This window comes from Nocardia wallacei, from assembly GCF_014466955.1.
Lineage (GTDB): Bacteria > Actinomycetota > Actinomycetes > Mycobacteriales > Mycobacteriaceae > Nocardia > Nocardia wallacei.
Window position 1 is genome coordinate 27655 of sequence record NZ_AP023397.1, and the last position, 12593, is coordinate 40247.

The window sequence follows — 12593 nt, forward strand, 5'->3', positions numbered from 1 at the left end:
CAGGGGTCGTCAGATGGTGGCCGTGGCCAGAATGTAGCCCTTGGGGTCGCGGAACTGCTGTCCGGGCCGGGTGGCGAACCAGTCGGTGATGTCGGCGGCGACGGCGGCGGCGATCTCGTCGCGGGCGGGGTGGTCTTCGGTGATGCCGCAGAACGCGAACAGCGAGGTAGCGAACCTGATCAGTGGCGTGGGCTCGGTGAACACCAATGCGTTGTCGAAGCGGGCGATATCGACCGCACCAAACACCCTGGTCATGATGTCGGGCAGGGTTGTCGAGTTGACCGTATTCACCAACTCCGGTGCCGGTTCTATCCCGTGCTCGCGGGCCCGGTGTTCGATGATCTCGCGAATGTGGGCGGCGGTGCCGGGATGGTTCACCGTGACCGCGACGCGACCGCCGGGCCGGGTGATCCGCGCGAACTCGGTCAGGGCCGCGTGCGGGTCGGGTAGGTGGTAGAGCATGTGGCGGGCGGTGACGATATCGAACGTGTCGGCCAGGAACGGCAGTGCGGCTGCGTCGCACCGGTAGGCATCTACTCCGGTGATGGCGGCGGCCGCCGCAACCATGGTCGGGGAGTTGTCGGCCCCGACGATCCGTCCGGCGTGCCCGGAGGTGGCGAGATGGGCGAGGAACCTGCCGTCGCCGCAACCTATATCGGCAATGTCCTCGGCGCCGGTGAGCGCGAGGGCTCCCAGGACCGTGGCGACCGGATTATCGGGGTAGAGGCTGTGATCGCGGTGGGTGGCAAGGCGGATCTGCAACGGGGTGAGCGTGGAATATTCGCTGGTCACTGTCGGTGCGGCGGTCATGATCGGATGTCCTCCTGGGGGACGGGCTCGTGGTGGTGCAGATTCCCGGCGGCCATGACCAGTATCGGCCTGGTCAGCGCGGTGAGGTCGCGGGTCGGATCTCCGGACACGGCGATCAGGTCGGCGGCCCGCCCGCGCGCGAGCGTACCGATCTCCTCGGCCAGGCCGAGCGCGTCAGCGGCGGCGCGGCCGCACAGCTCGACCACCTCGCCAGCGCTGAGTCCGAGGTCGGTGTAGGCGGGCAAGGACTGCGGGAAACGGTCATGGCGGCTGTGCGGGATGCCGGAATCGGTGCCGGGAATCAGGGTGACCCCGGCGGCGAGCATGACCGACAGGTGTTCGCGGCGCACAGCCCACGGCAGGCGGCCGACGGCGTTGCGGGCGTGTTCGTTGATGGTGGGGCACACCGTGATCCCGGCAGCGGCGATCTCCACAACCAAGCCGCGATCGAAGTCGAACCCGTCCTCGCTCATCCAGGTGCAATGCTCGATCGAGTCGACTCCCGCCCGCACAGCTTGCCGGATGCCGGCGGTGCCGTGCGCGTGCGCGGCGACGCGCAGACCGTATTCACGGGCCGCAGTGACGATCGCGGCGAGCTGGCCGCCGGTGAACTGCGTTGTGTAGGGCGATGTGTGCCCGCTGGTGGTGAATCCGCCGGTGACCATTGCTTTGATCCATCGGGCACCGGCGGCCGCCGTAGTGGTGATGCGGCCGCTGATGTCGGCGGTGGTGGTGACGGCTCCTCCGAGGTGGTGGCAATGCCCGTCGGGCACGGTCAGCGGGACACCGGCCGCGGTGACCCTCAGACCCGGCGGGGCGGGAACGTGCGGGCCTGGTCCGCCGAGGTCGCGGACGGTGGTGACCCCTGATCGCAGGATCGACGCGGCGATGTCGCGTTCGCGGGCGAGATCGGGGGACTCGGCCAGGGACAGATGGACGTGGCTGTCGATCATTCCCGGCAGCAACGTGCTGTCGGGAACGTCGATTCGGTCGGCGGCATTCCATCGGGCCGGGAGGTCACCGACTGGTCCGGTCCACACGATTCGATCGCCATCGACGGCGACGGCACCGGACCGGATCGGCGCGCCCGCTCCGGTGAGAACCCGGTCGGCGGTGAGGACGATCATGGGCGACCTGCCGTCTCGGTCGGGCGGTAGCGGTCGGCGTCGGCGAACACTTCCAGCACCAGCGTGTTCGCGGCGACGGTGGCCGCGTGCGGTTGCTGGTCGGCGAGGGTGAACATCTCACCGGCCGCCAGGGTGCGGGTCGTGTCGGTGTCGGTCCGCAGTTCGATATGCCCCGCGACGACGATTCCGATTTGCGGGCCGTGTTGGTGGGTGGGCACGACCGTTTCGGCGCGGAATTGCCAGAACACGAGCTGTCCGTGGTCACCGGCCAGTAGATATCCCTGGGCGGGAAAGGTCGGCGTGATCTGGGGAAGCTGGGTGATCCAGTCGGGCCATTCGTTCATTGGGACGCTCCGTTGTTCGGCGTGGGTCCGGTGTAGTCGGCGACAGGGTTCGCGCCGAAGTTGTGTGGTCCGAGCCACCCGTAGTAGTCACGGCGCAGCTCGCGCAGTAGCTCGGCGATCACCTGGGCGGGCCGAGCACCGGGGCCGCTGGCGTCGGCCGGGGAGATGCGGGTGAGCCGGTACAACGCATCGGCGGCCGTGGGCACGGTGTCGGGGTTGATCCGGCTCGCGATGACGTGCAGTGCGGTCGCGGCGTGGCGGCGTAGCCCGGCCGGGCCGTAGCGGTGCACCGTGGCGGCCATGATGGCGTGCTGGAATCCGTCCAGCAGATGCGCGCCAACCGGCAGAGCGTGTAGGGCGGCGATCAGTTCCCATTGCCCGCCGGTCGCCCCGAACAGCCGGGTGGCGGCCGCGATGGTGAGCTGATAGACCTGCGCCGCTGCCAGCGGGGACGGGGCGTTGTGTTCGCGGGCCTGGACCAGTGCCGAGATGACGACCGGGTTCAGCAGAGCGTTCGCGGCGGGGTCGTCGGGCAGGTCGCTGTATCGGCGCGGGCTGGTGCCGGTGGTGTTGGCGCGCAACGCTTCCAACGCCGTTTTGAGTCGCCACGGTGATGCCTCCGGTGGGCTGTCGGGGCAGTAGATCGTGGCCAGCTGATGCACCAATCCTTCCAGCCCTTCCCGCGCCCCGACCGCGACCGAGGGCCCGGCCGCGGCCGGGCCGGCAAGTGGCGTCGCGCTGGCGCAGCTCAGATCGCATCCGAATCGTCCGGCGACTCGTGGTAGATGGTCGCGTTCCACCGTGAACGCTGTGGTGTCGATTTCGGGGTGGGATTCCCGCAGCGCAGCAACGAGTTTCGCGACGCGATCGGCGGCGGCCGCCGCGTCGTCGGGGATGACGACCAGATCCACGTCCGAGCCCAATACCCAGCGGTCCCCGGCGCGGCGGACGCTCGGTTCTCCGCGCGCCAGCGATCCGGATACCGCCACCGTCGTGTCCTCGCCCAGCAGCATCGCGGCATAGTCGGCGACGGTCGCGGTGTAGTCGGCGAGCTGGGCGGCGACCTGTCGGCGGGGTGCGTCGGAAACCGTCGAGCTGTGGGTGAACCATTCCCGCGCGGCGTGTTTCGGCACGGTCATGGGTTGCTCACCTCGATCACTGCCGACATTTCCGCCTGGGCGTGCCCGGCCGCGACGCTGCGGGCGAATCGGTCGGCGGCGGCCGCCGTGGCGGGGGGTACCCGGTCGGCGAGCGCCGCCAGCAGGTACCGCAGGTCTTTCGCGATCACTGCGCATGAGCAGTCGGTCAACGTGTGGTCTCGGGCGCGCATCGCGGCCCCGTACCGGGATGCCGCTGGCGCGGCCCACCCGCGCCGCGACCACACTTCGGTCAGCTGCTCGACATCCAGGCCCGCGCCGTCGGCGGCGGCGAGGGCTTCGGCCAGGCCGGTCAGGATCACCGCTGCTACGCCGTTGTTGAGGAGTTTGGTCAGGGCCGCGGCGGCCGGGCCGCCGCCTATCCGGACGATCTCGCCACATACCGCCTGGAGAACCGGGGCGGCGGCGCTCAGCGCAGTGTCGGTTCCGGCGGCGAAGGTCACAAGGCTGCCGTCAGCGGCGGCCGCCCGGCTGCCGGTCACCGGCGCAACCACCGGCAACGCGCCTACCGCCGTCGCCGCGTCGGACCATTCGCGGGCGTAGTCCGGAGACAGCGTGGACGATTCGATCACCACCGCGCCGTCCGCGCCCGCCATCGCTCCGGCCGGGCCGAACCAGACGGCGCGGCTGGCGTCGTCGTCGTGGACCAGGCTCCACACGGTTGCCGCGCCGATCGCGGCACCTGCGGCCGTGGCGCACACGACGGCGGGCCCGTGGATTCGGCTCGGGGTGCGGTTGTAGCGGCGTAGCCGGAACTCGTTGCCGCGCAGGGTATCGGCGATGGTGCTGGCCATGATCCCGGCACCGAGCACGGCCACCACCTGATCGTCACGGCGCATCGCTGATCCCCTGCCCGTACAGCAGCCACACCATCGTCGGTGCCCACTGCGCCGCAACCCGTAGGTGCGGGTAGCGGGCGACCACATCAACCGATGCGATCGCCGCATCGACCTGCCCGGAGGCGGCGGCCGCCGCCGCGAGGGGTTTGGCATCGACGGTGACCAGCCGCGCGGCGGGCGCGTGCTGGGTCGCGAACACCCGCGTCGCCGGATGGGTCGCCACCGTTTCCGGTGGACGGGTCAGGTCGTCGCGCACGGCCAGGCACATGGGTTTGGTCGGGCTTTCCCAGCAGCGCAGCAACCGCAGAATCCCGTCGTGGCGGAAGTGCTGATCAACCCACGAATCGACCGCGCGGCCGTCGGTGTCCAAGCGCAGATATCCGGCCGCGACCAAGGCCAACACCTGGGGATCGGCGGCGGCGGCGGTCATCGCGGCCGCGAACGAGTCGACCAACCAGGGTGAGGCGCAATGCCGGGCTGCTTCGGCGTCGGCATCGGTGCCGGCGGGCCCGAGGGTCACGATCGGCTGGTGCACCTGGAAGTCGGCCGGGCCGTGCTCGAGCACGGCGATCGCCTCCTGCGGGCAGCAGGCCGCGGCTGACCGTGCGGACGCGATCGGCAGCGTGGTGCCCGGCGTCGGCTCGGCCACGGTGCCGGTGAGGGTGAGGTGCCCGGCGGCGATCGGCAGACATACCCCGGTCCCTGCGCAGCGGCGGGCGTCGATGATCAACGTGGCGTCCATGCCACCTCCAACCTCTCAAGGGCCCGGTTCACCCGGCCGTGTCGCCATACGACGCCGTTCTCGGCGTCGCCCAAGTGCAAGGCGGGGAACCGAGATACCAACTGCGTCAATGCGATCCGAGCTTCCATGCGGGCGAGGCTCGCACCGATGCAGAAGTGGGTGCCGTGCCCGAATGCCAGGTGCCGGGCCCGGCCGTCCCGATCGAGAACCAGTTCGTCTGGACGGTCGAACACCGCCGGATCTCGCCCGGCGGCGATGGTGGCCGGAACTACCGCGTCCCCGGCCCGCACCAACACCGGCCCCAGCTGCACATCGGTGGTCGCCACACGGGTGAATCCGCCGCTGATCCCGACCGGCACCATCCGCAACAGTTCTTCCACTGCGACCGGAATCGCGCCGGGGTTGTCGGCGAGCAGCTGGTATCGGGCCCGGTCGCGCAGCAGCGTCAGGACCGCGCTGGACAGGAAGATCGTCGGCGATCCGCGGCCGCCGATCAGGCACGCGATGACCAGGTTCACCACCTCGTCGTCGGTCTCGGCGGATTCACCGAGCATCGCGAACACCCCGGTCGGGTTCGTGGCCGCCATTTCCCGCGTCAGCTCCTCGCACTCGGCGCGGGCCTCGGCAAGGGCCTCGGCGGTCGCGTCGCGGTCGGTCAGGGCGTCACCGAGGGTGAACACCTGCTCCCGGAACCGGTCGGGCACCCCGAACAGGTCGCAGACCACCGCTGCGGCGAAGGGCTGGATGTAGGCCGAGATCAGCTCGACCGGCCCGCCGGCCGCCTCCATGCGCGTCGCCAGCTTCTCGGCTGCGGCCGCCACGGTCGGTTCGAGGGCGGCGACCTGGCGGGGCGCGAACATGGCGGCGATTCGCATCCGCAACCTGGTGTGCCGGGGCGGGTCGTTGGCCAGGATCGCCGCTGGCGGGAGGAGTTCCAGCGTCAGCCGCGCCACATGCTCGCGGTTGGCGTGCTCGCGGGAGAACCGGGGATCGGCGAGAACCATCCGCACCAGGTCGTGACCGGTGACCAGCCACGCCCGTAGGCCGGAGGTGAACACCACTGGCGAGATCGGACCGTGGGACCAGTATTCGGGTTCCAGCTCCGAAGTGTGCGGGTTGCCGTTCCCGAAGGGATAGAGGCGGCGCGGACAGTGCGCCACCGGGTCGTCCAGAGTCATCGGCATTCCTTCGTGCACCGTGGAAATCAAGGCGCAGCAACGGAGTTCGCGCCAATTGCAAGCCTTGACAAATGTGCGCGATCCCATGTTGGACCGCTATCACAAAGGTAAGGTGACCAGGCGAAAGGTTGAACTGACCCGCAGTACGAGTAACGCCGAACACCGATCCGGCCCCGCTGAGGAAACCATGCGCGCATCGCACGAAACCCTGCCTCCCGGTCAGGGTTTCGGCTCGATCTCCGGCTACGTGCTCAAGCTGCTGCGTGAGGCAGCCGACCTCACCCAATCCCGGCTCGCTGAACTCCTCCGAGTCGATACCACCACCGTGTCGGGGTGGGAATCCGGGCGCCGGTCCCTGGCCTCGGTACGGGCAGGAGACCTCGCCCGGCTGCGGGCCTTGCTCACCCGCCACGGTGCCCCGCCCGACGCCGTGGCACTGCTGGCGGCCGCGATGGATGCTGACCTGATTGTCGGCGACATTCTCACCGCCACCGACAGCCACGATCTCGCCGCGCATCCCCTCGCGTCAGGAGTACATCAGCGCACCCTCGCCAGCCTGATCACGTGGCCGATCAACGGCATTGCGCCGCCGCCGCTCGCCGGGCTGGCCGCGCGGCGCGGCCGCGGGCCCCGCCCGAATGCCCCGCAAATCAGTGCCGAACTGCGGCGCGACTTCTTCGATCGGCTCCGCGCCACCGCCGACCGCGCCCACCGGCCCGCCGATATCCTGCTGCGCCGCCAGGCCACCTACCTACTCGGGTTCGATCAACACCCGGACTCCGAAACCTGGATCACCGGCCAAGCTATGCGCCGCCTGCACACCTCACCGCACGACGCCGCGCCGGCCCGACTCGCTGTGCGATCCGCGGCGATCACCCTGGCCAGCCACGGCGACCCGGACCCGTTACGCCACTACGTTTCCCAGCTCGCCGACGATCACTCCCAGCAGCTCACGAACCTGCTGTACTGGGCATACTGGGTCGGCGAGATCGGGAACGTGACCTACCCCGACGACACCACGATGGTCGCCATCGACCCACACAGCTGGACCGGCCGAACCCTGCTGCTACACCTCACCCGGCAGATAGAGCCCGGAACAGATCACATCGACCTCTACATCCGAACACTCGCCGACCTGATATCGAGCCACCCGCACCTGCTCGACGAACCGGTGCTACGCACCCGCACCATGGCCGCAGTCGACCTCATCGACGGTGATCCCGCATTGACCATCCCGGCCCGCCGAACCCTCGATAACGTGGGCTACGCAGTACGCCTCCGACGATGACGCGACGAAGGAACCCAACATGGACGCCAATCAGCAGCTCGACAACGACACTGCCCGCGAGATCGCGGCGTTCGCCTTCGAGCTGGGTGTACTCAAACGCGAAACCCGCAAGGGATGGCTGGATGCGTGCGTGCCCAACCCTGAATCTGTCGCCGAACATACCTGCCGCACAGCGCAACTCGCGGCGCTGATCGCCGCATACGAAGGGGGCGACCCTGCCCGCGCCGCGCACCTGGCCCTGTGGCACGACAGCCAGGAAACACGGCTTCGCGATCTCAACCAGGTCGCGAAGCCTTTCCTCGGCGACCCCGACCATGAAGCCGTCACCGGCACTCAAACCTCCGGGCTGCCCGACCTGTTGCAGGTACTCGTTCGAGACACCGTTGCAGAGTTCGAAGCGCAGGCCACTGTGGAAGCTGTCTGCGCCCGCGACGCTGACCGCCTCGAGTGCCTGATTCAGGCCCTCGAATACCAAGCCGCTGGCAATACCCTGATGAGCGAATGGATCACCGGGTCCAAGGACCGCCTGAAAACCACCACCGCCAACGTCATCGCCGAAGCAGCGATGACGACCCCGGTTCTGAAGTGGCGTACCACGAGGGGCTAGCCCGACTCTGCCACTCATTCCTTGGATGAGATTCCTTCGATGAGACATCGACCGGGCGAAGCGTACGATGATTGCGAGGTCAGCTATCCCCCCAGCTGACCGGCAGCGGGCTGCGGATACGCGCTCGCGCAAGCCGATGCCGCCCGACCGCCCCCCTGGTCTGGCGGCATCGCCCATTTTGATCCTGATCGTTGGTTCCCGCTCGCATCCGCTGAAGGCAGATATCCCGTTGACGGCTGGCCTAGATTCGAGTCATGACCTGGGAAATCCGGCGCATCCGGGCCGGTGACGGGGAGCAGTTGCGCGCGGTCCGGCTGGCCGCCCTGCGCGAGTGCCCGACCGCCTTCGGGGAAACCGCCGACCAGGCCGCGGCGCTCCATCCGGCGGACTGGGAAGCACGTATCGCGCGCAGCTGCGTGCCCGGCCGCCAGGTGCTCGCCGTGGCCACCGACCGTAACCGGGGCGAGTTCGTGGGGATGCTGGGCGGCTTCATCGACGCGGAGCGCGACCGGCCCGAGCTGCTGGTACCGGTGCCCGACGGGGCCCGGTGGGCGATGGTTTGGGGTGCCTACGTGCGGCCCCGTGCGCGCGGCGGGGGCCTGGCTGATCAGCTGCTTGCGGCCGTGCATCGCTGGGCCGCCGATGAGGCGCGAGTCGAGTGGATCGGCCTCGATGTCGTGGAGACCAATACCCGCGCCGTGGCGTTCTACCGGCGCAACGGCTACGCCAGCACGGCGCTGCGGCGGCCCTACACGCTCGACCCCGCGCTGACGGAAATCGTGATGGTGCGGCCGCTGCGGCGCGATCCGGAGTCGGCGCAATCGAGCGCGCTTCTCGCCGATCGGTGACACCATCGACGGGTGATCGACCACGGACACAACGGATTCGAGATCCCGCCCGGCCCTTTGGCCGGCTGGGGCGCGGACACCGCTCTACTCGGCCAGCTCGTTGGCGCGGCCTTCGATGAGTGCCCCTCGTGCCCGGAGGCGCTGTTGGCGCTGGTCGGCGAGAGCGCGCCGACCACGGCGCAGCTCGTAGAGCGGGCCTGTGCCGCCGTGATCGACACCTTGGGCGGCATTCCGGTGGACTTGGCCGATGTCGCCAACGTCGATAGCCCCGTTCCGATCGGGTTCCGCCGGTTGGCGCTCACCGTGGCCGAACGTGGCGGACCGGCGGAACTGGCCGCGCAGAGTGAAGGGCTTTCGGTCGCGGACCGGCACGCGGCCGCCCGCACCGCGACCGCTGTGTTCGTCAGCGAGATCCGGGCGGGTAATCAGCAGCTACGCCGGGTCTAGTCGTCGCCGATCAGTCCAGCGGTCCCGAACATCTGGAACAGATTCACATCGGCGGCCAGCCGGTCACGCTCCTGCCGCCAACGCACCGCGTCCACGGTCTCGCGCCCGTACTGGGTCAGCAGGTCGTCTACCAGCGCGCTCGCGGTGGGCTGGTCGCCGCCGTGGTGGGCGTCCTGCGCCTTGCGCAACTGGTCCAGAATGGCGCGCTCGGTGGCGGGCTCGATATCGCTCACGTCCCGATCCTGCCGGATCTGCGCTCTGACCGGGTACCCATGGCCGATCGCTTGCCCATATGGGCACTAGTGGCTATATGGGTAACCAGTCACAATCCGATGCCCTTGGTTGCGTTGTCGGCCCACCGGTCCACGATGCGCAGGTACTTGTACAGCTCGGCGCTGGTCGGGTTCCAACCGCCTTGGTCTGCAATGGTTTTCACGTCGTGGCCTGCCTTGCGCGCCTCGGTCGCCAGACCGGCGCGCAAGCTGTGACCGGTGCGGTAAGGAACTCCGGCGGCCGCCGCCGCGCGGGTGACGGCCTCGCCACATGCCCGCGGTGACATCCGCGCCCCGCTGAGGTTGCCGTGTCGGTCGATTGGCCGGAACAGCGGCCCGACCGAAAGGCCGGCGGCCTCGGTCCAGGTCCGTACGGCCCGGACCGGGCACGTTCCGGGGTTGGTGCCTCGGTCTACGGCGGCCTCGCGGGCTCCGGTCTTGCCGTATCGGATGGTGACGGCCAGGCCCTCGTCATGCTCGACCACATCGGTTACGTCCAGGGCGGCCAGATTCGACCGGCGCGCGGCGATGGCGAATCCGAGCAGCACGATTGCGCGGTCTCGGTGCCCGGCCAGGTTCGGCGGCAGCGCCGCGCAGATCCGGCGCAGGTCCGGCACGGTCGCGGCCGGTGCTTGCCCGCGTCCGCGCGGGGTGTTCGCCTCGGCGAGCTGGCGGCGGTAGTTCGTGAGGGTCTGGCGTGCGGCGCTGATGGTCTGCTTCGGCACCTCGATGCCGTGCAGCTGGCGCAAGGTCATGATGACGCCGTAGAGGCGGCGCTCTGCGGTGGCCGGGGCCAGCTCGTTGCGCTCGTGCCAGGCCATGAACGCCACGAACACGCCCATGTTCGTGATGGTCGGCGGCACCGGTGCGCCGTGCGGATCTTGCTCGGCGAGAGTCGAATTCAGATCCTCGAGGAATCGCAGCCACGCGCGCCAGTCGGCGCGGTACGCCTCCTCGGTGTTCCGGATCGGGCGGGCGTACTCGGCGGCCGCCGAGTCCAGCACGGCCAGCCGATCCACCAGCGTGGGATCTGCCAGCCCGCGCGCCTCGGCCGGAACGATATCGGTCACCGGCGGATCATAGGCAGGGGCACCGACGAAAACCGGTGCGCCGGTCCAGGGTGCCGGCTGCGCACCTACAGGTCCAGGGACCATTCCGGCGGCCACGGCGACAGGAAGATATACGCATCGTCGTTGTGGTACGCCCAGTTCTCGGCGCATTCGGCGCACACGGTGAACGTGTGCTCGCAGTGTCCAGGCGCGGCGATGGGCAATTCAGTGGTCTGCGGTTCGAGCTGGACCCATTCGCCCGATCCGGCCGGGAGGTATTCGCCACGGTCGCACAGCACGGTCAGGGTTCGCGGTGCGAAGCAGTCCCCCGCGATCGTGTCCAGCTGCCCGTTCGGCCACTGGACCAGGTACAGCCCTTCGCCCTGGGTAGACAGCACATCTGCAATCCGGCCGTATGACGGGCGGCCGGGCGCGCTGACTTGCGTCCCGATGTCGTGATCGTTGTTGTTGCGCACGGCAACCCCCTCCCTGGTCTGTCGATTGTGACCGGCGTTCGCCTTCGCGCAACCCCTTCGCGCCGCTGCGCGCCGGCCCTGCGGGCGGGTTGCGCTCCGGCGCCCTGCGCCGGTGCAATCTCGTTCGTCAGGGCGGGAAGGAAACGGTCAGAACGCGGAGAGCACCGAAAACCGTTGTGTCCGAACTCAGTCGCGCGGGGCGTGCTCTAGATCGCGGATCGCGGCTGCGGCGGCGTGTTCACCATCGCGCTCGAACTCCTTGGCGGCGCGGTTGACCCATCGGCGGCCTGACCAGGACAATTCGCCGCTGTCGTTGTACAGCTGCGATTTCCTCAAGTGCTTGCTGGCGTTCTCGCGGGTCGTCCCGGCGTTCCGCCAGCGTGGCAGGCTCAATGCCTCGTTCCAGATCGCATCCAGCGCGGTTTCGGCGTCGGGGAACGCGGGGCGCGGGCGGAACGGCCGGTGCATGAGGGACGCGACCAGTGGGGGCACTGTCGTTATGTGCCCGTCCTCGGCCATACCGGTGGCGAGCAGGGCATTGGAGAGCTTGCGCTCATCGCGCCGCCGACGTACGAATTCCCAGGGCCACTCCATAGCCGACCACCGTACGGGAGCCCTCCGACGCTCCCGTGTTGTCTCGTCGGCGGGCTCGGTCATCGTTGCTCCGATTGCCACGGGTCGATGGTGGGCACTCCGGCGGCCTCGAACGGCGAGGTGTCGCGGGTGGCGACGGTGAAGCCTGCGGCGGCCGCCGTGGCGGCGATCATGCCGTCCGCGGTGGCGACGGCGAGCCCTGCGGCGCGGGCGGCGGCGCGCAGGCGCGCGTATTCGGTGGTGGCGGCCAGGTCATAGGAGAGGATGCGGCCGGAGAACGCGGGCAGGGTGCGGTCTTCGAGCCATGCGGCGTATTCGTCGCGGCGTCGGCCGGCGGGCATGGCCGCGATCCCGTAGCGGAGTTCGCCGACGGTGACGGTGGTCAGGTAGAGGGTTTCGGCGCTCTGTGCGTCGAACCATGCCGCTACCCGCAGGTCGGGGTTCTTGGCGAACGGTTCGCTGATGACGTTGGTGTCCAGGATGATCACCGGCCGAACTCCAGCGGTTCGGACGGGGTGCGGTCGCGGCCGAAGTAGGTTTCGCGTTCGTCGTCGGTGAGCCGGTTCTCTTCGCTGATGCCCGCGAACAGGAGGCTGCCGAGTTTGATCCGCTCGGCCGGTTGTACGGCGTCGCTGAGGATGGCGCGCATCTCGGCTTCGATGCTGCGTTCGTTCCCGGCCGCGCGCTGGCGGATGGCGCGGTGCACTTCGTCGGACAGATTTCGGATCGTCACGTTCTTCATGCGATATCATCTCCTTTCTATGCGCTATCACTGGTTCCAGGTCAGCGCGATTTGCCATCGTTGATGGCAACAT

17 protein-coding genes are annotated in these 12593 nt (G+C 69.1%); 4 read left to right on the top strand and 13 right to left on the bottom strand.

Translation table 11 applies throughout. The annotated features are described in order from the left end of the window. Nucleotides 1–9: 9 nt before the first annotated feature. Genes NWFMUON74_RS35355 through NWFMUON74_RS35385 form a run of 7 tightly spaced genes read right to left on the bottom strand, consistent with a single transcriptional unit; the run spans nucleotide 10 to nucleotide 6197 of the window. A complete protein-coding gene (locus tag NWFMUON74_RS35355) occupies nucleotides 10–810 on the bottom strand; it encodes a class I SAM-dependent methyltransferase (RefSeq protein ID WP_232111291.1) in 801 nt (266 codons plus the stop codon). After that, on the bottom strand, nucleotides 807–1937 hold the full coding sequence (locus NWFMUON74_RS35360; protein ID WP_187689701.1) for an amidohydrolase family protein: 1131 nt from the start codon (nucleotides 1935–1937) through the stop codon (nucleotides 807–809). Before NWFMUON74_RS35360 ends, NWFMUON74_RS35355 begins: the two co-directional genes overlap by 4 nt. Further along, the gene (locus NWFMUON74_RS35365) at nucleotides 1934–2281 is read right to left on the bottom strand and encodes a cupin domain-containing protein (protein ID WP_187689702.1); all 348 of its coding nucleotides are present in this window, start codon (nucleotides 2279–2281) and stop codon (nucleotides 1934–1936) included. Before NWFMUON74_RS35365 ends, NWFMUON74_RS35360 begins: the two co-directional genes overlap by 4 nt. Further along, nucleotides 2278–3420, bottom strand: coding sequence for a hypothetical protein (locus tag NWFMUON74_RS35370; protein ID WP_187689703.1), 1143 nt, complete (start codon nucleotides 3418–3420; stop codon nucleotides 2278–2280). Before NWFMUON74_RS35370 ends, NWFMUON74_RS35365 begins: the two co-directional genes overlap by 4 nt. Then, nucleotides 3417–4277 carry an NAD(P)-binding domain-containing protein gene (locus NWFMUON74_RS35375; protein ID WP_187689632.1) on the bottom strand — a complete coding sequence of 287 codons (861 nt, stop codon included), beginning with the start codon at nucleotides 4275–4277 and terminating at the stop codon, nucleotides 3417–3419. Before NWFMUON74_RS35375 ends, NWFMUON74_RS35370 begins: the two co-directional genes overlap by 4 nt. Further along, nucleotides 4267–5019: a ferredoxin gene (locus NWFMUON74_RS35380; RefSeq protein ID WP_187689633.1), complete on the bottom strand. Its 753-nt coding sequence runs from the start codon at nucleotides 5017–5019 to the stop codon at nucleotides 4267–4269. The genes NWFMUON74_RS35375 and NWFMUON74_RS35380 overlap by 11 nt, the downstream gene beginning before the upstream one ends. Continuing rightward, a complete protein-coding gene (locus tag NWFMUON74_RS35385; protein WP_187689634.1) occupies nucleotides 5004–6197 on the bottom strand; it encodes a cytochrome P450 in 1194 nt (397 codons plus the stop codon). The genes NWFMUON74_RS35380 and NWFMUON74_RS35385 overlap by 16 nt, the downstream gene beginning before the upstream one ends. Before the next feature lie 187 nt (nucleotides 6198–6384). Here NWFMUON74_RS35385 and NWFMUON74_RS35390 point away from each other — a divergent pair, with 187 nt between their 5' ends. From NWFMUON74_RS35390 to NWFMUON74_RS35405, 4 genes are all read left to right on the top strand, one after another. Beyond that, a complete protein-coding gene (locus tag NWFMUON74_RS35390) occupies nucleotides 6385–7485 on the top strand; it encodes a helix-turn-helix transcriptional regulator (RefSeq protein WP_187689635.1) in 1101 nt (366 codons plus the stop codon). Between the two features lie 19 nt (nucleotides 7486–7504). Further along, a complete protein-coding gene (locus NWFMUON74_RS35395; RefSeq protein WP_187689636.1) occupies nucleotides 7505–8092 on the top strand; it encodes an HD domain-containing protein in 588 nt (195 codons plus the stop codon). Between the two features lie 254 nt (nucleotides 8093–8346). Then, nucleotides 8347–8940, top strand: coding sequence for a GNAT family N-acetyltransferase (locus tag NWFMUON74_RS35400; protein ID WP_187689637.1), 594 nt, complete (start codon nucleotides 8347–8349; stop codon nucleotides 8938–8940). Between the two features lie 12 nt (nucleotides 8941–8952). Beyond that, nucleotides 8953–9387 (top strand): hypothetical protein, encoded by a 435-nt coding sequence (locus tag NWFMUON74_RS35405; protein WP_187689638.1) that lies wholly within the window; start codon nucleotides 8953–8955, stop codon nucleotides 9385–9387. On the opposite strand, the gene NWFMUON74_RS35410 is transcribed toward NWFMUON74_RS35405, so the two are convergent. The 6 genes from NWFMUON74_RS35410 to NWFMUON74_RS35435 all read right to left on the bottom strand — a co-directional run bounded on the left by NWFMUON74_RS35410 (nucleotide 9384) and on the right by NWFMUON74_RS35435 (nucleotide 12520). Further along, nucleotides 9384–9620 carry a hypothetical protein gene (locus NWFMUON74_RS35410; protein ID WP_187689639.1) on the bottom strand — a complete coding sequence of 79 codons (237 nt, stop codon included), beginning with the start codon at nucleotides 9618–9620 and terminating at the stop codon, nucleotides 9384–9386. The genes NWFMUON74_RS35405 and NWFMUON74_RS35410 overlap by 4 nt on opposite strands. A gap of 89 nt (nucleotides 9621–9709) precedes the next feature. Continuing rightward, nucleotides 9710–10729, bottom strand: coding sequence for a site-specific integrase (locus NWFMUON74_RS35415; protein ID WP_187689640.1), 1020 nt, complete (start codon nucleotides 10727–10729; stop codon nucleotides 9710–9712). Nucleotides 10730–10794: 65 nt separating this feature from the next. Further along, complete coding sequence (locus NWFMUON74_RS35420) at nucleotides 10795–11184, bottom strand: hypothetical protein (protein ID WP_187689641.1); 390 nt, start codon at nucleotides 11182–11184, stop codon at nucleotides 10795–10797. Between the two features lie 186 nt (nucleotides 11185–11370). Then, complete coding sequence (locus NWFMUON74_RS35425) at nucleotides 11371–11778, bottom strand: hypothetical protein (protein ID WP_187689642.1); 408 nt, start codon at nucleotides 11776–11778, stop codon at nucleotides 11371–11373. Between the two features lie 59 nt (nucleotides 11779–11837). After that, nucleotides 11838–12266, bottom strand: coding sequence for a PIN domain-containing protein (locus NWFMUON74_RS35430; RefSeq protein WP_187689643.1), 429 nt, complete (start codon nucleotides 12264–12266; stop codon nucleotides 11838–11840). Further along, nucleotides 12263–12520: a FitA-like ribbon-helix-helix domain-containing protein gene (locus NWFMUON74_RS35435; RefSeq protein ID WP_187689644.1), complete on the bottom strand. Its 258-nt coding sequence runs from the start codon at nucleotides 12518–12520 to the stop codon at nucleotides 12263–12265. The genes NWFMUON74_RS35430 and NWFMUON74_RS35435 overlap by 4 nt, the downstream gene beginning before the upstream one ends. Nucleotides 12521–12593: the final 73 nt, after the last annotated feature.